The sequence below is a fragment of the Ferruginibacter profundus genome (assembly GCF_054783275.1).
In genome coordinates this window covers 1,144,391-1,164,102 of record NZ_BAAGQW010000002.1, presented here as the reverse complement: position 1 = coordinate 1,164,102, position 19,712 = coordinate 1,144,391, and the positions used below count along the sequence as shown (strand labels likewise).

General features: G+C 39.0%; 16 protein-coding genes. 11 read left to right on the top strand and 5 right to left on the bottom strand.

Going from position 1 to position 19,712, the window contains the following annotated elements; genetic code table 11:
* The first annotated feature begins 118 nt into the window (after window positions 1-118).
* The 3 genes from ACYVM0_RS15145 (at window position 119) to ACYVM0_RS15135 (ending at window position 4,798) form a co-directional block, all read left to right on the top strand.
* Window positions 119-2,110 (top strand): tetratricopeptide repeat-containing sensor histidine kinase, encoded by a 1,992-nt coding sequence (locus tag ACYVM0_RS15145; protein WP_460558174.1) that lies wholly within the window; start codon window positions 119-121, stop codon window positions 2,108-2,110.
* Between the two features lie 98 nt (window positions 2,111-2,208).
* Window positions 2,209-4,146 (top strand): tetratricopeptide repeat-containing sensor histidine kinase, encoded by a 1,938-nt coding sequence (locus ACYVM0_RS15140; protein ID WP_460558173.1) that lies wholly within the window; start codon window positions 2,209-2,211, stop codon window positions 4,144-4,146.
* A gap of 49 nt (window positions 4,147-4,195) precedes the next feature.
* Window positions 4,196-4,798, top strand: a complete 603-nt coding sequence (locus ACYVM0_RS15135; protein WP_460558172.1) for a response regulator — start codon at window positions 4,196-4,198, stop codon at window positions 4,796-4,798.
* 10 nt (window positions 4,799-4,808) lie between these two features.
* On the opposite strand, the gene ACYVM0_RS15130 is transcribed toward ACYVM0_RS15135, so the two are convergent.
* Both ACYVM0_RS15130 and ACYVM0_RS15125 read right to left on the bottom strand, forming a co-directional pair.
* Window positions 4,809-7,850, bottom strand: a complete 3,042-nt coding sequence (locus tag ACYVM0_RS15130; protein WP_460558171.1) for a sensor histidine kinase — start codon at window positions 7,848-7,850, stop codon at window positions 4,809-4,811.
* Window positions 7,851-7,862: 12 nt separating this feature from the next.
* On the bottom strand, window positions 7,863-9,149 hold the full coding sequence (locus tag ACYVM0_RS15125; protein ID WP_460558170.1) for an exo-beta-N-acetylmuramidase NamZ family protein: 1,287 nt from the start codon (window positions 9,147-9,149) through the stop codon (window positions 7,863-7,865).
* A gap of 177 nt (window positions 9,150-9,326) precedes the next feature.
* Here ACYVM0_RS15125 and ACYVM0_RS15120 point away from each other — a divergent pair, with 177 nt between their 5' ends.
* Together ACYVM0_RS15120 and pepT are read left to right on the top strand one after the other, a co-directional pair.
* A complete protein-coding gene (locus ACYVM0_RS15120) occupies window positions 9,327-9,755 on the top strand; it encodes an FKBP-type peptidyl-prolyl cis-trans isomerase (protein ID WP_460558169.1) in 429 nt (142 codons plus the stop codon).
* Window positions 9,756-9,926: 171 nt separating this feature from the next.
* Window positions 9,927-11,177 carry a peptidase T gene (gene pepT / locus ACYVM0_RS15115; protein ID WP_460558168.1) on the top strand — a complete coding sequence of 417 codons (1,251 nt, stop codon included), beginning with the start codon at window positions 9,927-9,929 and terminating at the stop codon, window positions 11,175-11,177.
* A 49-nt stretch (window positions 11,178-11,226) separates the two neighbouring features.
* Here the strand turns inward: pepT and ACYVM0_RS15110 are convergent, their stop codons facing one another.
* Window positions 11,227-12,357: a PDDEXK nuclease domain-containing protein gene (locus ACYVM0_RS15110; protein ID WP_460558167.1), complete on the bottom strand. Its 1,131-nt coding sequence runs from the start codon at window positions 12,355-12,357 to the stop codon at window positions 11,227-11,229.
* Between the two features lie 158 nt (window positions 12,358-12,515).
* Entirely contained in the window at window positions 12,516-13,637 is a 1,122-nt protein-coding gene (locus tag ACYVM0_RS15105) for an acyltransferase family protein (RefSeq protein ID WP_460558166.1), read from the bottom strand.
* Between the two features lie 438 nt (window positions 13,638-14,075).
* Here ACYVM0_RS15105 and ACYVM0_RS15100 point away from each other — a divergent pair, with 438 nt between their 5' ends.
* The 4 genes from ACYVM0_RS15100 (at window position 14,076) to ACYVM0_RS15085 (ending at window position 16,826) form a co-directional block, all read left to right on the top strand.
* Window positions 14,076-15,002: an SPFH domain-containing protein gene (locus tag ACYVM0_RS15100; protein ID WP_460558165.1), complete on the top strand. Its 927-nt coding sequence runs from the start codon at window positions 14,076-14,078 to the stop codon at window positions 15,000-15,002.
* A gap of 137 nt (window positions 15,003-15,139) precedes the next feature.
* Window positions 15,140-15,496, top strand: a complete 357-nt coding sequence (locus tag ACYVM0_RS15095) for a cupin domain-containing protein (RefSeq protein ID WP_460558164.1) — start codon at window positions 15,140-15,142, stop codon at window positions 15,494-15,496.
* A gap of 131 nt (window positions 15,497-15,627) precedes the next feature.
* Complete coding sequence (locus ACYVM0_RS15090) at window positions 15,628-16,305, top strand: MotA/TolQ/ExbB proton channel family protein (protein WP_460558163.1); 678 nt, start codon at window positions 15,628-15,630, stop codon at window positions 16,303-16,305.
* Window positions 16,306-16,424: 119 nt separating this feature from the next.
* Window positions 16,425-16,826 (top strand): ExbD/TolR family protein, encoded by a 402-nt coding sequence (locus ACYVM0_RS15085; protein ID WP_460558162.1) that lies wholly within the window; start codon window positions 16,425-16,427, stop codon window positions 16,824-16,826.
* Between the two features lie 17 nt (window positions 16,827-16,843).
* On the opposite strand, the gene prmC is transcribed toward ACYVM0_RS15085, so the two are convergent.
* The gene (gene prmC, locus ACYVM0_RS15080) at window positions 16,844-17,707 is read right to left on the bottom strand and encodes a N5-glutamine methyltransferase family protein (RefSeq protein ID WP_460558161.1); all 864 of its coding nucleotides are present in this window, start codon (window positions 17,705-17,707) and stop codon (window positions 16,844-16,846) included.
* Window positions 17,708-17,737: 30 nt separating this feature from the next.
* Here prmC and ribD point away from each other — a divergent pair, with 30 nt between their 5' ends.
* Window positions 17,738-18,784, top strand: coding sequence for a bifunctional diaminohydroxyphosphoribosylaminopyrimidine deaminase/5-amino-6-(5-phosphoribosylamino)uracil reductase RibD (gene ribD / locus ACYVM0_RS15075; RefSeq protein WP_460558160.1), 1,047 nt, complete (start codon window positions 17,738-17,740; stop codon window positions 18,782-18,784).
* Entirely contained in the window at window positions 18,781-19,665 is an 885-nt protein-coding gene (locus ACYVM0_RS15070; RefSeq protein WP_460558159.1) for a hypothetical protein, read from the top strand. The genes ribD and ACYVM0_RS15070 overlap by 4 nt, the downstream gene beginning before the upstream one ends.
* Window positions 19,666-19,712: the final 47 nt, after the last annotated feature.

The window sequence follows — 19,712 nt, the reverse complement described above, 5'->3', positions numbered from 1 at the left end:
GATTTACTATCCTTTAAAAACAGGAGATTTGAAAAATAAAAATCCTGTAAAAAGGGGAGCTGGTTTAAGAGGTACTTTAGTTTATTTGTATTTTGGATACAATTCCCTATTTTACTGTATGAGAAAAATTATACTCCTTATCATCTGCTATATGCCCTTTATCGGGTTATCGCAGGACAAAGTTTTCGATAGTATCCGCAACCGAATGAAGACAGAACCGAATGATACAGAAAAAGTAAGGCTGCTGGTACAGCTGGGGAATAAAATAAAGTACAAAGACACTGCGGAAGCCTGGCGCTGCCAAAAAAAGATCGATTCTTTTTCGACCGTTAAAAAGAATGATTTTTTTAAAGCACAATCTTATTTTTTAGCAGCTACTATACAGCTGGCTAATCAAACGCAGGCTTCTATTGATAATTATGAGAGGGCGATAAAAATATTTTCAAAGTTCCCGGATAATTTAAGGTCCCGGGTATCCATGGGAACCTGTTATATTAATTTAGGATTACTGCATGCCAACAATGCCGATTATGAAACGGCTACTTTTTATTACCTGAAGGCAGAGGAAATTTATTTAAAAGACAACCCGAACAACAGCGACCTGGGTGTTTTATACAGTAATCTTTCTATTGCTTATGGCACCATTAACAGGTGGGATGAAGGTATTAAGTACAGTGAAAAAGGGTTGGCATTTGCCAGGCGCAATAATGACAAAGCCAACCTCTTAAATGCATGGTATGCCTATGGTGGTAGTTTGGTAAATGCAAAAAGAGATGCAGAAAGAGGGTTGCGCATACTGGATTCTGCAAAAAAAATTGCACTGGAAATGAACAACCTCAATATGATCTACTCCTGCGATTTTATGAGTGCAATGTATTACTACAATACCAAACAATACCAGAAGGCAATTGATTATTATACGCTGTGCCTGGACTTTGCCAGGAAATATAATTTTACCGCCGGCATTGGTAACAATTTTTTAAATATTGCGGCTAATGAAGCAGAATTAAAAAAGCCAGAACTTGCCGCAGCGCATTTGGATTCTTCGGCAAAATACCTCGACTATTCACAGATCACTACCTCTAAACAAATGTATTTTGAAAATTATGCGGAAGTATACAAACAACTGGGCAATTTTACCAAAGCATTTGCCTATAAGGATTCTGTTGGGGTAATTAAAGATTCTTTATACCAGGCAGATAATATCCGGCAAATGGAGTTCCGCCAGGCAAGGTATAATTACGAGAAAAAACAAAACGAAGTGAATGAACTGGAGGCAGAAAAAAAGATACAGGAATTATCTATCCGCCAGAAAAATACCCTCAATTATATTTTAATCGGCAGTGCCATTACATTGCTGGTACTATCATTACTTGCCTATCGCAATTACAGGCAAAAGCAAAAACTGCAGCAACAAAGAATTGCTGAATTGGAAACACAACAACAATTGACTGCTACCGAAGCCGTATTAAAAGGAGAAGAACAGGAGCGGACAAGATTAGCAAAAGACCTTCATGATGGTTTAGGGGGCATGTTGTCGGGAATAAAATATTCATTCAATACTATGAAGGGAAATTTAGTAATGACAGCGGAAAACAGCCAGGCATTTGAACGTAGTATGGACATGCTGGACAGCTCTATTAAAGAAATGCGCCGTGTGGCACATAATATGATGCCTGAGGCTTTGGTAAAATTTGGATTGGACACTGCACTGAAAGATTTTTGCGCTGATATTAACCAGAGTGGTGCATTAAAAATCAATTATCAATCTATCGGATTAGAAAATGCAGAGATCGATCAGACTACAGCGATTACTATCTACCGCATTGTGCAGGAGCTCATCAATAATACATTGAAGCATGCTGCTGCAACAACAGCCATTGTGCAGGTAACAAAATCGGACGGGCAATTATCAGTAACTGTTGAGGATGATGGTAAAGGATTTGATACAGCTATTTTAGAAAATGTAAGATTGCGACCGGATGAGCAGGGTGGCCGCGGAATTGGCTGGAGCAATATTCAAAGCCGTGTTGATTTCTTAAAAGGGAAACTGGATATCAATTCGCAGCAGGGAAAAGGCACTTCTGTTTTAATTGAGTTAAATGTATAGTGCAGCTTTCTTTTAATTGCTATAAAATCCTGTAAAAAGGGGAGTAGTGTAATCTTTTAGTATTAGTTTATTTGCATAATTGCCATAGATATACAGCCATGCAAAAATTTCTTTTCATAATTATTTTTTTTACACTGCGCCTGGCAATCTTTGCGCAACAGCATTCCGGTAAAGATAGCTTGCTGCATTTGCTGGCGAATGCCAAAGCAGATACCACCAGGGCAGATCTTTATTTTGCCTTATCCGAACTATACGAGAATTCTGCACCTGATTCGGCCAGGTACTATATTGCAAAAGGCGGGGATTTAAGCAAACAACTGAATTATAAAAAAGGTGTTCTTAAATCTTACCGGATGTTTGCCTATGTGCTTTCTTTTCAATCAAAGTTCGACTCGGTATTATACTACAATAAACTGGTGTTGGATATTGCCCGTAATGATAAGGACTCTTTTAACATTGGTGTATCGCTTTTTAATATCGGCACTGCTTACCGCTTTATGAGTGAATTGGATAGTGCGGTGCAATACACATTGGAAGGCTCAAGAATACTTGATGGTAAGGGATATTACAATATTGAAAGTACTGTTAACGACGGGCTGCAATCGCTTTACATGACCCTGGGCCAGTACGATAAAGCCATTGAATACGGAAATAAGGCGGTATCACTGGCAAGAAAAATTAATGACCAGGGGCAGCTGGCCAATGCGCTCAGTAACCTGGGGCTTTCCTATGCCGGGCAGAACAAATTACCCGAGGCTAAAAAACTTTTTAATGAAGCTATAGCTATCGGCAAAGCCGATGATAATAAATCTCTTGAAGCAGTGGGATTAAATAACCTGAGTGATATTGCAATAAAAGAAGGCGATTTTGAAATATTAAAAACCTATGGCGAAAGAAGTGTGCTGTTATCAGAAGCAATGCAGGATGACGGTACCATGGTAAGTGCAAAACTTACGCTTGCCGTATATTACCTGGCTAAGAAGAATTATGTGCAGGCGCAATCACTGGCCGGCGAAGCCTTACTACTGGCGCAAAAGCAAAACCTGCTGGAAGGTAAAAGTACTTCGCTCGGGATGCTTTCGAATATTGCTTTTGCCATGCAGGATTATAAAAAAGGCTTTCAATATTTTTATGAAAGAGATGAAGCACAAGCCAAAGCATTCAACGAATCGATGCAGCAAAAAGAAGTAGCCACAAGAATAAAATACGAAACGGAAAAAAAAGACAACCAGATATTATTGCAGCAGGCACAAATTCAAAAAAAGAATACGCTGAACTATCTATTGATGGGAGGGGCTGTTGCCCTGGTGATAATTTCTTTGCTGGCCTACCGTACCTTAAAACAAAAGCAGAAACTACAACAGCAACGTATAAACGAATTGGAAACAGAGCGGCAATTGACAGCCACAGAAGCCGTATTAAAAGGAGAGGAGCAGGAACGTACACGATTAGCCAAAGACCTGCATGATGGTTTGGGGGGCATGTTATCGGGAATAAAATATTCATTCAACACTATGAGAGGAAATCTGGTAATGACGCCTGACAACGCACAGGCATTTGAACGCAGCATGGATATGCTGGACAGTTCCATTAAGGAAATGCGCCGGGTGGCACATAATATGATGCCCGAAGCGCTGGTTAAATTCGGATTAGATACGGCACTAAAGGATTTTTGTACAGATATTAATAATTCCGGGGCATTGCAGGTATCCTATCAATCCATCGGGCTGGAAAATGTAATGATCGATCAGACGGTTGCCATTACTATTTACCGTATTGTTCAGGAGCTGATCAATAATACCATGAAGCACGCAGCTGCTAAAACTGCCCTGGTACAGGTAAGTAAAACCAATAATCAATTAACGGTAACAGTAGAAGATGATGGTAAAGGATTTGATACCGCTATTTTAAACCGGTCGGGAGGAATTGGCTGGAGTAATATTCAAAACCGTGTTGAATTTTTAAAAGGTAACTTAGATGTACAATCCGGAAAAGAAAAAGGAACTTCGGTACATATTGAGATCAATAATTTATAATTTTAAATTCCTCTTTTGAGGATAAGGCATGGCAATAAAAATTTTTATAGTGGATGATCACTACATGGTGATAGAAGGTATACATTCATTATTGCAAAACGAAAAAAATATCGAATGGATGGGCCATGCCACCAATGCCGCATCCTGCCTGGCTTTTTTGCAGCAGCAAAAACCGGATGTGATTTTAATGGATATTAACCTGCCTGATAAAAGCGGTATTGACCTTTGTAAAGAAGTAAAAGAAAAATATCCTGCCATTGCAGTTTTGGGGTTAAGTACTTTTAACCAGCAAAGTTTTATCGAAAAAATGATTGCCAGCGGTGCATCCGGCTATGTACTAAAAAATGCCACGCAGGAAGAGCTGATGGAAGGAATTGAAACAGTGGTAAAAGGAAAGCAGTTTTTAAGTTTTGATGCGGCACTCGCCCTGCGAAAAACAGATACACAAAATAATATGCCCGTTATAACGCGGCGTGAAAAAGAAGTGCTGGAGCTGATTGCAGATGGTATGACCAATAACGAAATTGCGCAGAAATTGTTTATCAGCAGTACAACTGTTGATACACACCGAAAAAATCTATTGGCTAAATTTGAAGCGAAGAATATTGCAGCACTTATTAAAGTGGCCGTACAGATGCATATGATTGAATAAGGAATTTATTTTAACTTTTTTCTGCACAGGGAAACTCCATTAACGCAGAAGTACCTTCATTGGCCCTGGTACGGTAATCCATCTTTCCCTTTAATATTTTTATCCTGCTTTCGATATTTTTTAAGCCCATGCCTTTATTTTTCAGGCCTTCTTCCAAAACAAAACCTTTGCCATTATCTTCAACAGTAACATACAACCGGTTTGAATTATAACTTAATTGTACAATAGCATTTGCTGCCCCGGAATGTTTGATGATGTTATTGATCAGTTCCTGCACTATCCTGAAAATATGAAAAGCCTGTTCTTCGGTGAGTTGCATTTTTTCTGTATCCAGTGCACTGAAGGCAATATGCAATACGCCGGGTTGTATAATACTGTTACAATAATCCCTCAGCGAATTTTCCAGCCCGTTGTACATTAAATTTTCTGATGCAATACTGTGAGAGATATTGCGTAATTCTTTTATTGATTCATTCAGCTTATCAATATTGGAATGAAACCGGGTTTGCTGATCATCATTCAGCGTTATTTCATTCTTCATTGCCGAAAAAGAATGTTTAATGCCGCTGAGCATACTGCCTAAGCCATCATGCAGTTCGCGGGCCATCCTGATGCGTTCCTGCTCAATAGCATTTTGTTTTTCCAGTTCTGATTTTTCTCTTTCTAATTTTTGTGTGTAATAGGTTTTTATTAAATACCATACTGCTAAAGCCAGTGCTGCTACCAGTAATACATTAAACCACCAGGTTTTATTCCATGGTGTGGCAATAGAAAAGTGTACCGGTTGTTCTGTTTCATTCCAGCGGTTATCGCCTTTATGTTTTGCCCTTACTTTAAACGTATAGTTGCCGGGTTTTATATTGGCATAAGAGGCTGTTTGATTGACGCCTGAAAATATCCAGTCTTTATCTGCACCCTGCAGTAAGTAACTGTATTCAATTTCTTTTCCTTTATTAAAATCAATGCCAGTAAAATGAAATTGTAAATTATTTTCTGAAGGCCCCAGGTTTAAATTATTCTGCAGGGTATCATCATATTTTTTTCCATTCAAAATAATTTCATCCGTATAAACAGGGAATTGCTCTTTGGTAATATTCAGCAATACATCGGGATCAAATTCCATTAATGTACTATTGCTGCCAAACCATAAAATATTTTTTTCTTTATCGTAATAGCTGCAATGGTCAGTAAAATCATCTGCAGGTAAACCATCTTCTTTTTTAAAATTGATGAATTTGTTTTCACGGATGATGAAACAACTCAATCCCTTCAGGGTACTTATCCATAAACGGTTTTTATTATCAAACTGCAGGCCTGTCACAAAATTGCTGGGTAACCCGTCGGCAATATTGTAATTAACAGCGGTATTTTTAACAGGGTCATATTTTATTAAACCGCTGCCATCAAATGCCACCCATATATTATCAGCACTGTCATGTGTTACCATATTGATGCCGAGGTGGCCGATATTTTCAGTTCCTTTTATGGTAAAAAAATTGATCTCATTAAAACGGTCTTTCAACAGGTCCCAGTGTAACAAGCGATCGGTTTTATTAACACCAAACCAAAGGTTTTTTTTACTGTCTTCGGTACAACTGGTATAATAGCCACTGGAGAAAGTGTTGATGCCATCATCTTTTTTATAGGTTTTGTAAGTGCCATTACCTGCAAGTTTACGCACAAAGCCGCCACCACGGTTAGCACTATACCACACATCGCCGTTGCTGTGTACAAAACCCAGCACCAGCAATTCTATATGGGGGTAAAAAGATTGCAAGCTGTTATCTGTTTTAAATTGCCTGGTACTGGTATTGTAAGACAAGAGGCGGTTGCCTGCGCCGGTCCGTATCACTTCATCATCTTTAACAAATAAGTCCCAGTTGTTGGCATTACCAGGATGTTGTAAAGCATTTACTTTACCGGTATTGGTATTTAACTGGTATGCCTTGCCAAAATATACAGAAGCATACATGTTTTTATCAGCCCCTTTTACCACACTCATTAAACCACTGCCATCATTGGTTACAAATTCATCGGTCCAGCTTTTTATGGCTAATGCATTGGCATTTAATTTATAAATTCCTGCTTTGGTGCCAATCCAGAAATTGTTGGCCTTATCGGTATAGCTGGTAAATGTAACACTGTTAAATACCGAGGCATTTTTGTCTTTGGCAGCAGTAATAAACGAAACGGTATTGGTAATTGTATTAAGGATTCTGATTCCGCTTTCTGCCAGTAGCCATAATTCATTGTTTGGCTTCGGTACAATTTCATATACAAAACTGTTAGTGTAGTAAATGCCGTTAGTGTCTCGTACTAAATGCACCGTTTTCTTTTCTTTTAAGGAATAGCGGTAGATGCCAAGCCGGTATTCGCTGAAGTACAATTCCTGTTTTGCAGTATCGTAATACCTGAAAAAAGGAATATAGCTTTTATCGGGAAAATTAAAGGCAATGGATAAGGGAGCAGTTTTTTTTGTTTTGTTATTATAAATCAGCACAGTGTCGAAAGATTGCAGTAATAATAAACTGTCAGTTAAATAAAATGCGTTTAACTGGCTGCCCGTGCCTGCTTTTTCTGAAAGCCTGATACTATCAATTATGCTCAGCTGTTCATTAGCAATATACACTTTGGCTGCAGCACTCAGGTAAAAAATATTTTCTTTGGGTGATTTGTCCAGCCAGGCAAATGCGCTGGCAGGCAGTACAGGTAAATAAAATTTTTCTGTATAGGTATTAAAGCAAACCACACGGTTGTAATTGGTAAATAGCAGGTGCCCTTTTTTATACTCGTAAATATTGCTGAAAGAATTGCTTTTTACAATGGTGTCATTTTTGGGAGCGTAAAAATTCCTGAAATTCTTCCCATCAAACCTGCTGAGACCTTCATTGGTGCCGATCCAGATAAAGCCGCGGCTGTCTTGCGTTATAGACTGTATAATATTATCGCAAAGGCCTTGTGCAGTGGTATACCTTGTAAAGGAATAATTTTTTTGTTGTGCAAATACATTACCTGCATACAAAAGCAATATGTAAATAATAAGCCGGTGCATGCGGTAACAGGTTTATTCAAAATCTTTGTACAATAAATATTTTTTGCGGATGAGCTTGAATGCAGTGAGTTGTGGTGCCCAGCTTTTCCTGATATCTTCTTCTGATGCACCGTTTTTTACCTGCTGCATCAGTACCGCATTGCCGGCAAGTTTATTAAAAAAATAATCTTCTGTTTTACCGCTTTTGGGTTGCAGGAAAAAACTATCCTTAGCAGGAAACAGGCGGTAAGCCTGAAGTAAATATTGTAATTGTATTTTTTTGCCTGTAGCTTTTAAGATGTCCTCATTAGTGCCCGTGATATTCCAGCCATAGCAAAGCTGGTTAAAACATTTACCGCTTTTTGCGCCGGCATTGGGCATTGGTGTAAAGGCAAATAAATTTTTTGGTAATGAGGGATGCCCGAATACCTGGAATGGATAATCAGTGCCTCTGCCTTCACTAATTGCGGTGCCTTCAAAAAAGCAAGTGGAAGGGTAGAGGTAAATACTTTGCATTTGTTTTAAATTAGGCGAAGGATGTACCGGTAAAACATACCTACTGTTATGATCGTAATTTTTGCAATTGATAACTGTTACATGAAAAGGGGTATCGGCAGTGGGTTTGGTAGTAACATTATAGGCATTTATGGCATTGGCGGCAGGCGATAGCCAGTTTTCCCCGGCTAACATCAATGCATATTCACCCATCGTCATTCCATACACAATCGGTATGGGCTGCATGCCAACAAAGCTTTTAAATTTCATATCCAGTACAGGGCCATCCACATAAAAACCATTGGGGTTGGGCCTGTCTAATATCATCAGCGGCTTGTGGTTTTCCAGCGCTGCTTCTAAAAAATATTGCAAAGAAGAAATAAAAGTATAGAATCTTACACCCACATCCTGTATATCAAATACCAGGATGTCCACATCCCGGAGGTCTTCCCCGGTGGGTTTTTTATGTTCGCCATATAAACTGATGATGGGGATACCGGTGCTTTTATCTTTATCATTGGCTACCTGTTCGCCGGCATCGGCAGTGCCCCTGAAACCATGTTCGGGGCCGAATATTTTAACAATTTTTATGCCTCTTTTTAAAAGGGTATCCACCAGGTGAATGCCGTTTACCAAACTGGTTTGATTGGCGAAAACCGCTACGGACTTGCCTTTCAGGTAAGGGAGGTATACTTCTATGCGGTCGGCGCCGGTGATGATTTGAGATTTTTGATGTAAGATTTCAGATTTGATGCCGGCCATTTGAGAGATGGCAGCTTTAGCTGTAACAAGGATAATAAATACACCAAAAATTGCCTTTTTCATGTGGTAAAGTTGCCGAAAAGTTTTTAAATGCCGTATTTCATTTATGGATAAATTTGCAGTTTAATTTTGTCCGCACATTGATTTTAAAAGATCGTAAAGGCAGCAGGTGTAAATCCTCTGACCTGCATTATCCTTCCAAGTCCCGGTTCAGACAAATTCATACAAAAACAAAAAACAATGCAAGCAAAAAACGGAGATAATGTTAAAGTACATTATACAGGAAAATTAGTGAATGGCGAACAATTTGATTCTTCTGCAGGAAGAGAACCACTGGGTTTTACAGTGGGTGCAGGCCAGATGATCAAAGGATTTGACGCCGCTATACCGGGAATGGTAGTAGGAGATAAAAAAACTATCAATATACCTGCAGCAGAAGCTTATGGCGAAAAAGATCCCACAGCAATTATTGAATTCCCTAAAGAACATGTACCTGCCGAAATGAAACTGGAACCGGGTATGCCATTAACCTTAACCGATCCACAGGGCAATCCTGTTCCGGTAATTGTGGTGGAATTAAAAGATGATGTGATCGTTTTAGATGCCAATCATTTTTTAGCCGGCCAGGAGCTCATCTTTGATATTGAGCTGGTAGAGATTAATGGATAATTGATAACCTGCCTGCCGGTAGCCAGGTTTATTAATCAATAATGAGGCAGTTTGTTACTACAAACTGCTTTTTTATTTTGTGCATTTTTGCTGCTGCCTTTAGCAGGCATAAGGTTAAACCATTTGGCATTATCCACTATTCATTAAAAAATTATCCATTAAATTTACTTCATGATTCAAATAAGCCCCGACCTCATTGCCGAACGTTTTATGCGTTATGTACAGGTAGATACACAAAGCGATCCCACCAGCACTACACATCCCACATCTGAAAAGCAAAAAGACCTGAGCAAAATATTGCACCGGGAATTACTGGCTCTTGGCATTACCGATGCCACTACAGATGAGTACGGGTATGTATATGCCACCATTCCCGGTAACAGTGATAAAAAAAATATACCGGCCATTTGTTTTTGCGCCCATGTGGATACTGCTCCGGATTGCAGTGGTACCAATGTAAAACCTATCCATCACCGTTATTACGATGGCAATGACATTGTGTTACCCGATGATGCTACGCAGGTATTAAGCATCAGCAATTCGCCTTACTTAAAAGAACATATTAACCATGGTATAATTACCGCAAGCGGCTTAACCTTATTGGGAGCCGATGATAAAAGTGGTGTGGCTGCTATTATGCAGGCCGCTGTTTATTTTATGCAATACCCCGATGTAAAACATGGTGATATAAAAATTTTATTTACGCCTGATGAGGAAGTAGGGCAAGGTACTGCCAAAGTGGATATGCAAAAACTGGGAGCACAATTCGGGTATACTTTAGACGGCGGTGAAGCAGGCAGCCTGGAAGATGAAACCTTTAGTGCTGATGGCGCCACCATCACTATCCATGGCGTGATTGTGCACCCCGGCTATGCAAAAGATAAACTGGTAAATGCCTTAAAAGTTGCCGGTGCCATATTGGATGCATTACCCAAAAATGAATGGAGCCCCGAAACAACAGAAAAGAAACAGGGCTTTGTACATCCCACTGCTGTAAACGGCATTGCAGAAAAGGCTACCCTGCAACTTATAGTAAGAGATTTTACTACTGAAGGATTAGCGGCTCACCATAACCGTTTGAAAGATATCGCAGCAGCAGTGGTAGCACAATTTCCCGGTGCAACCATGGAGTATGCACAACAGGAACAGTACCGCAATATGAAAGCAGTGCTGGACCGTTACCCGCAGGTAGCGGCTTATGCTAAGAAAGCTATTGAACGTGCCGGCCTTACCGTAAAAATAGAAAGCATCCGCGGAGGCACCGATGGCAGCCGCTTTAGTTATATTGGCATGCCATGTCCCAATATTTTTACCGGCATGCAAAATATCCATAGTAAATTAGAATGGATCGGTACAAAGGATATGGCGAAGGCAGCAGAAACGATTGTGCATTTGAGTATGATATGGGAGGAGAGAAGTTGAACATAAAAAATCCCGGGAATTAAGTTACCGGGATTTTTTTTTAGGCATTTTACTCCTCAACAGCCTGGTTGAGTTGTTGGGTAAACTGCTCTACTGTTGGTAATGCCTGTTTGATATTATTAGGTAATTGTGTGTAGGTAAATTCGCTCACCCCCATTGGTTTGTTTATATCCTGCAAACTAAAATCGACCACCACATCATTTTTATTTTTGCAAAGCAAAATGCCAATTGTTGGTTTATCATCCTTTTCTTTCACCAGCTTATCAATTGCTGTTAAATAAAAATTTAGTTTTCCCAAAAAATCAGGTTCAAATTCTGTTACTTTAAGTTCTACAATAACGTAACATTTTAATTTTGTATGATAAAATAGCAGATCGGTTCTAAAATCCTTTTCGCCAACTTTTATTAAAAATTGCCTTCCCATATAAGCAAAGCCCTTGCCTAGCTCCAATAAAAACCGGGTAATATTTTCCACTAACTTTTGTTCCAACTCATGCTCTTTAACATGGGCAGTAAGGTTTAAAAAATCAAAATTATACGGGTCTTTTAATAATGCATTGGCAAGGTTGCTGTCAATTTCCGGCAACGTAGTTTTAAAATTATTGATAGCTTTACCTTGTCTGCCAAAGAGATTACTTTCTATTTGCATTTCCAGTACAGCACGGCTCCAGTTGTTTTCTATGGTTTGAGCAAGATAGAAAAGCACTTCTTTTTTCTTTTTTACTTTTTCGATTATTGTGATATTATGTGCCCATGGTATTTTTAGACAATGCTGCAAAATAGGGGGTAGAGAATTTGGATCTGCCAAATGCTTTCTGGTTTCCGAATACCCGGCAGTTTGCCGGATATTCAGATCGGCTATTTGTCCAGCAGCTTGCTGGACAAATTCAGATGGCTGACTGTAAAACAGGTAGAATTTTTTTACTGCAAATAAGTTTGATCTGGAAAACCCTGCCATTTCCGGGAACTCAGTTTTCAGGTCCTTACTCAGCTGATCTATAAAACCTGAGCCCCATTTAGCTTTTCCCTGTTTTTCTACTATCTGTCTGCCCAGATTCCAGTACAATAATATTAACTGGCTGTTTACTGCTACAGCTGCTTTTAGCTGGCTTTGTTTAATGGTTAATTTTAATTCAATCAGCCATTTTTTATACTCATTGTTTTTTAATAACTCAGTCATGGGTTGGGCTGTAAAATTGTTTTCTTTTACAATCCTTTCAGACTGATTTATTACACTACAGGTTGCCTGCAAGTGCAGTACTTTATAGTATTACCCGGTGGAATTTACAATTAGCATTTACCCCATAGAAGTATTGCTTTGATATATATTAGCGGGGCTTAATTTTTCACCAGAAATATTTTCTTTAAAAATTTATTGATGTGCGTATCAATACGCTCGGTATACAATATGCTTAGCCAGGTCATTACAAAAACCAGCAGTATCGGCAAAGCATAGCTGAGCGGATAAAAATAATGTCCCCACCTGTTGATGATAAGTAGGGCAATATGTTCATGCACCAGGTACAGCACATACGAAGCAACACCAATTCGTACAATGATCTTCTTCTCCAGGAAAGATAATTTATCAGGATAATAAATAAAGCCAAGAAACAGCAGAAACATCAGTACGAAAATGATGCGTTCTTCCAGTTTGGCACCTGAATAAATCAGCAATACAAAAAGAATAGCCAGGCATATTTTTATAAAAAGAGCAGTCTTTACATTATTCTTTTTGTTTTTAAACAACAGGTAAAATATAACCCCGATGGCAAAAGAAGTCAGGTAATTAAGCAGGTTAAAAATCGTTTTGATCCACAACAGGTAAAATTGTGCCACACTATCCGGTATTTTAATATGCAGCCTGTTGCCGCCTGTAATACTGAGGAATATGGTATTCACCACAATCAGGGCAATGGATAATACAAGGAAATTCCGCACAAATTTTTCTTTATTTAAAAAGAACAGTACGCTTACAAAAAGATAAAATTGAATTTCGGCCCAGAGGCTCCAGTAAACGCCGTTAATATAACTGTAGTAATGCGGTTTGCCCGAAATAGTATTGAAGAATTCCGGCGTAATAAAAGTAAAACTGGGTATAAGGTTCCTGGCTTCGTGGCTGCCGGGGAAAATATTATCAGGGTCAAGAAACTGGAAGATCAGGTAGGTGATCAATGTAACCACAATTATAGAAGGCCATAGCCTGATCATTCTTTTTTTCCAGAATACACCAAAACGATCAGTGGTTTCTAAAGTGTAAAAAATAACAAACCCGCTGATCATAAAAAAGAACTGTACCCCCAGGTAACCATATTTAAAATAAGGAAATTGGGTATTATCATAAGGGTATAAAGAAACCGGGTTATTGGGAGGAGCCCACCTGGTGAAATAATGAAAGAACAGTACCGAAATAATTGCTATTGCCCTGAAACCATCAAGTATACCGATCCTGGATTTTGCCATGCCCGTGTAGCGATTTGAAAATTAAGGTTGAAAATAGTTGTTTAAGGTTTTGCATAAGCCCGGAAAATGACGTGACAGTGGTACCAAAATGTTTTTCATGTAAGGAACCTCGTCGACGGGTAATTGAAAGTACGAACTAAATATTAAATTATTGGCAGATGCACTGATAATTTGAAAAGAAGGTAGTTTTGTTTTCTTTCAGCTTTTCCCTTTTTCTAATATCCAATATGATTTGCTGCGTATTATTTATTACATGCTTTGCCGCAAGTAAACCAGTTGGCCTGTTACTATAACGCAACTTTTACTGTTGTATTTAGCCGGCTTGCTAAAAAGCTGAAAATACTCCTGGCCGATTACTTTACCACGTAATTAATGAATCTGAAATTTTTCCTTTGGTAACACTAAAAATTCTCTACCTTCAACTCAAATTTTATACATATGAATGATTATATTCAGTATTGGTGGGTAGCAGTTTTAGTAGTAGCCGTTTTAGGTTGCTTTGTTACCATCAACCAGGGGCTTATTGGTGTGGTTACCATGTTTGGAAAATACCGTCGTATTATGCGTCCGGGATTGAATTTTAAATTGCCCTTCCTGGAGCAGATCTACAAAAAAGTGAGCATTCAAAACCGCTCTGTAGAACTGGAGTTCCAGGCTGTAACGGTTGACCAGGCCAATGTGTATTTTAAAAGCATGTTGCTGTATTCAGTTATTAATGTTGATGAAGAAACCATTAAAAATGTGGCTTTCAAATTCATCAGCGATAAAGACCTCATGCAGGCATTGATACGCACCGTAGAAGGTAGCATCCGTGCATTTGTGTCTACTAAAAAACAGGCAGAGGTATTGAACGTAAGAAGAGACATTGTAGAGAATGTAAAAGAACAGGTGGATATTACTTTAGAAAGCTGGGGCTATCATCTGCAGGATCTGCAGATCAACGACATTACTTTTGATGAAGCCATCATCACCAGTATGAGTAAAGTGGTGGCCTCAAATAATTTAAAGGCTGCTGCTGAAAATGAAGGACAGGCTTTACTGATCACCAAAACCAAAGCTGCCGAAGCAGAAGGTAATGCCATTAAAATTGCAGCTGAGGCAGAAAGGCAGGCTGCCCAGTTACGTGGACAAGGTGTGGCGTTGTTTCGTGAAGAAGTAGCAAAAGGTATGAGCCAGGCAGCAGAACAAATGAAACAGGCTAACCTGGATACTAATGTGATCTTATTCAGTATGTGGACAGAAGCGATCAAAAACTTTGCAGAATACGGAAAAGGAAATGTGATATTTTTGGATGGCAGCAGCGAAGGCATGGAAAAAACCATGCGCCAGATAATGGCCATGCAACAGATGGATGGAAAAAGATAACCTGATCTGACGTCTGCGTCTGATCAGGTCAACAAGGTCTGACGTCCCTGTCTGACCTTGTTGACAAAACACAAATCATAAACTTAGTGCCCCCCAAACCATTGGAGGGCACTCTTGTATTACTAAAACTTCATACTATGCCCCACTTTAAACAAGACCAACCTTTTGTGGTACCTACCACCGATGGTAAATTAATTGAAGAACATTTTGGTGCGTCCACCAATGAAACTAATGTAAGCATTGCACATATGCTGGCACCTGCAGGCTGGAGTGAGCCTTTTCAGAATCCTGAATTTGATGAATACACATTGGTAAGCCGTGGCAAAAAAATGTTTGAAGTAGACGGAGAAAAAATTATTGTAGCAGCAGGCCAAAGTATTTTAATTACAAAAGGCAGCCGTGTGCGCTACAGCAATCCCTTTGATGAACCTTGCGAATACTGGAGCGTTTGCCTTCCTGCATTTTCTATTGCCTTGGTGCACAGGGAAGATTAACAATTCTTTAAGCAGCATTTTTGCATTGTGTTCGTTTAGGTTTTAATCTTGCAACGGATTGGCACAATTATAGTGTACAGCAAACTAATTATAAATTAAACAATTACTTTTGTTCCTAAATCAGCTTAACTATGTTTGATATTCTTCTACAGATCGACAGCACCGGAATGGCCAAGGCTTTGGCAGTACAAAAAGAAAGTGTGATGGGCCTTTTGGTTAAAGGCGGTATATTAATGATTCCACTGGCAATATTATTTGCCTTAGCTATTTACTTTTTCATAGAAAGATTGATCGCTATCAGGAAGGCAAGTAAGATAGAAGATAACTTCATGAGTATTATACGTGATCATGTAATTACCGGTAATGTTACAGCGGCACGCAGCCTGGCAAAAAATACCAACAATCCTGTTGCCCGTATGATTGATAAAGGCCTGCAACGTTTAGGCAAGCCCATCGATGCCATTGAAAAAAGTATGGATAATGTAGGCAAGCTTGAAATTTATACCATGGAAAAAAATCTGAACATTCTTTCTGTAATATCCCGTATTGCGCCGTTGTTTGGTTTTGTGGGTACTATCTTTGGTTTGATCTTATTATTAAAAGATTTTGCGGCTGCCGCTAACCCTGCTATCAGCGACATTGCGGATGCGATGTATGTAAAAATGATTACCTCGGCTACAGGTTTGATCATTGGTATACTATCATTTTTAGGTTATAGTTTTTTAAACACACAAATTGATAAAACGGTGAACCGAATGGAAGCTGCAAGCGCTGAGTTTATTGATATTTTGCAGGAGCCTACGAAGTAATTGTGAGACGTGAATGGTGAGGCGTGAGTAAGAGAAAGTAAACTATAAAGCTATCAACTCACGATTGACGATTCACAACTGAAGTAAAATAATGCTACACCAATAAATTATTTTGTATAATGAGTTTACGCAAACATTTAAGGGAATCACATAGCGAAGTGGATACTGGTCCATTGAATGATATTCTGTTTATCCTGTTGATGTTCTTCTTGCTGATTTCTACATTGGCCAATCCCAATGTTATCAAAACCAATCTGCCTAAGGGCAAAAGCGATACCAAAATGCGCCAGAGTGTTACCGTAGGATTAAATAAAGATGGTAAATTGTATATGGGGCAAATGCCTATCAGTTTTGCCCAGTTAGATTCGGTGGTTAAAATAGAAGCAGATAAAGTAAAACCTGATACACTTTCTATTGTAATTGCTGCAGACACTGCAAGTAAATATGGAGATGTATTTAAAATATTTTATGCAGCCAAAAAAGCCGGAGCCAAAGCAGGTTTTAATGTAACGCCTAAATAAATTTGATAAAATAAAAATCAGAAAGAAGCGATCACCATTCTTTCTTTTCCAAACATATCTTTTTTTACAATCACCTGCTGGTAAGTAGCTGAAAAAAGCTGCGCTACCTGCTGTGTGTAATCTTCATGTGTTTCTACAAAGATTTTACCGTTATAGTTTAAATGATTGCGCCCGAATTTGGCGATCTTTTCATAAAACAATAATGGGTTATTATCAGGTACAAATAAAGCGGTATGCGGTTCATAATTCACCACGTTCTTATCTAAAAGTTTTTTTTCTTTATCAGGAATATAAGGTGGGTTGCTGATGATGATATCAAATAACATCAGCTCGGGCCAGCGGCTTTCGTCTAAAAAATCAAACAACGTACATTGAATATTTGTTTTATTGGTGATGGCATTTGTTCTGGCAACCTCCAGCGCATCTTCACTTATATCCAGCGCAATCACTTTTGAAGAGGGCAGATTTTTTTTGATTGCCACCGCAATACAACCGCTTCCGGTACCGATATCCAGTATGCTGATCTGCTTTTGTTCAAACCGGTAATTGTTGATCACCATATTGGTCATCTCTTCCGTTTCCGGCCTTGGTATTAACACCTTGTCATTAACCTGGAACTGCATGTTGAAGAACGTAGTGTTACCCATTACGTATTGCACCGGTTTATGTTGCAATAGTTCCTCCTGCTTTACCGCAATCTTTTTTATAATGGCATCCGGCACTTTTTGCAGGGGATTCTTGATAAGGTCTGCTTTTTTTATATGGGCAATATTCTCAAATACCCAATCGGTAATTACAGTAGCTTCACTCAGGTCGTAAACAGATTGTAATTCCACTAAAAAATTCCGGTATAACTCTTTACTATTCATTTTTGCAAACATACTTTATTTTTTGATGCGTATTTTTGTCCCTTGACCGATAATGAAAAATATATATACCGTTGCCTGCAGCTGGCCCGCCTGGGCGCAGGGCATGTAGCACCTAACCCCATGGTAGGCGCCGTTTTGGTATATGAAAATAAGATCATAGGAGAAGGGTATCACCGGCAATACGGCCAGGCGCACGCCGAGGTAAACTGCATTAATAATGTTGCTGTAAACGAACAACGGCATATTGAAAACAGCACTCTTTATGTTTCACTGGAGCCCTGTGCTCATTTTGGTAAAACACCGCCTTGTGCCGACCTGATCATTAAAAATAAAATCCCCCATGTTGTTATCGGGTGCCGTGACAGCTATGCAGAAGTAGATGGAAAAGGTATTGCAAAATTAAAAGCTGCCGGCGTAAATGTAACAGTAGGAATTTTAGAACAGGAAGCGCTGGAACTGAATCAACGTTTTTTTACTTTTCACCAGCAGCAACGGCCGTATATAATTTTAAAATGGGCACAAAGTAAAGATGAAAAAATAGCAGGTAAAGCAGGCGCACCCTTGCACATAAGTAATGCATTTACCAACCGGCTGGTGCATCAATGGCGCAGTGAGGAAGCGGCAATAATGGTGGGCACAAATACCGCACTGCATGATAACCCGGCTTTAACCACCAGGTTGTATCCGGGAAAAAATCCTTTACGTATTGTGATCGATATGGAACTTAAACTTCCGGGTTCCTTACAGTTATTTGATACTACCGTAAAAACGATTGTGTTTAATGGAAAAAAACAAAGTGAAGGTGACATGCTTTCCTATTATCAGCTCCATAAAAATGAACCGGTCATTCGTCAGATGCTAACGGTGTTGTACAATTTAAAAATTCAATCCCTAATTATAGAAGGCGGAACAAAATTATTACAATCTTTCATCGATGATAACCTGTGGGATGAAGCCAGGGTGATCACCAACACCGAAATGATAATAGGCGAAGGCATACAGGCGCCGGTATTGCAACAGCAGCAATTATTAAAAGAAGAAATTATACTCACCGACAAAATCAACTATTTTACAAACAACAAGCAATGATCTATTTATTTGGCAGCATTCTTTTCAGTTCTTATTTAACGCTTTCGTTTAAAGTATTACAAAGGTTAAAGATCAATACGCTGCAGGCTATCGTATTTAATTATATCGCCTGTGTACTTACAGGTTCGGTGGTTAATGGTTCCTTCCCGGTAAATAAAACCAATATAGCAGCGCCCTGGTTTGTGTGGGCATTGCTGATGGGAGCCATGTTCATCAGTATTTTTAATGTGATAGGCTTTACCACACAAAAGTTAGGGGTGGCTGTAGCTTCTGTGGCCAATAAATTATCGATGGTGATCCCTTTCGTTTTTTCCCTGTACCTGTACCAGGAAAATTCAACCGGTTTAAAAATTGCAGGTATTGCTGTTGCATTGGCAGCCGTGGTATTAACTTGCTATCCTTCGCAGAAAAGCGATGGCACAACAAAACAAAGCCGGCAACTTTTATTACTGCTGCCACTGCTTTTATTTGTGAGCAGTGGTTTGCTGGATACTTTAATTGTATACGTAAAAAATAATTTCTTCATCAATCCCGAAGATAATTTTAATACTTTTCTCATCACCGCTTTTTCTGTTGCCGCATGCATTGGCTTTCTTATTTTAGTATTGCAGGTAGCTACAGGCAAACAACAATTTTCTTTTAAAGCGATACTGGCAGGCATCATCATCGGCATACCCAATTATTTTTCTATCTGGTGTTTGGGAAAAGTGATCACTGCCTACAAAGGCAATTCATCGGCTATAATTCCTGTGAATAATATGGGCATTGTATTGTTTAGTGCGGTTGCGGCATGGGTATTATTTAAAGAAAGATTATCCTTAATAAACTGGATAGGAATCGTGTTGGCTATTGCTGCTATTGCATTAATTGCGTATGGATAATTGCCTTTAGTACTATCAGTAAAGACGATGATTTAAGAACAATTTTA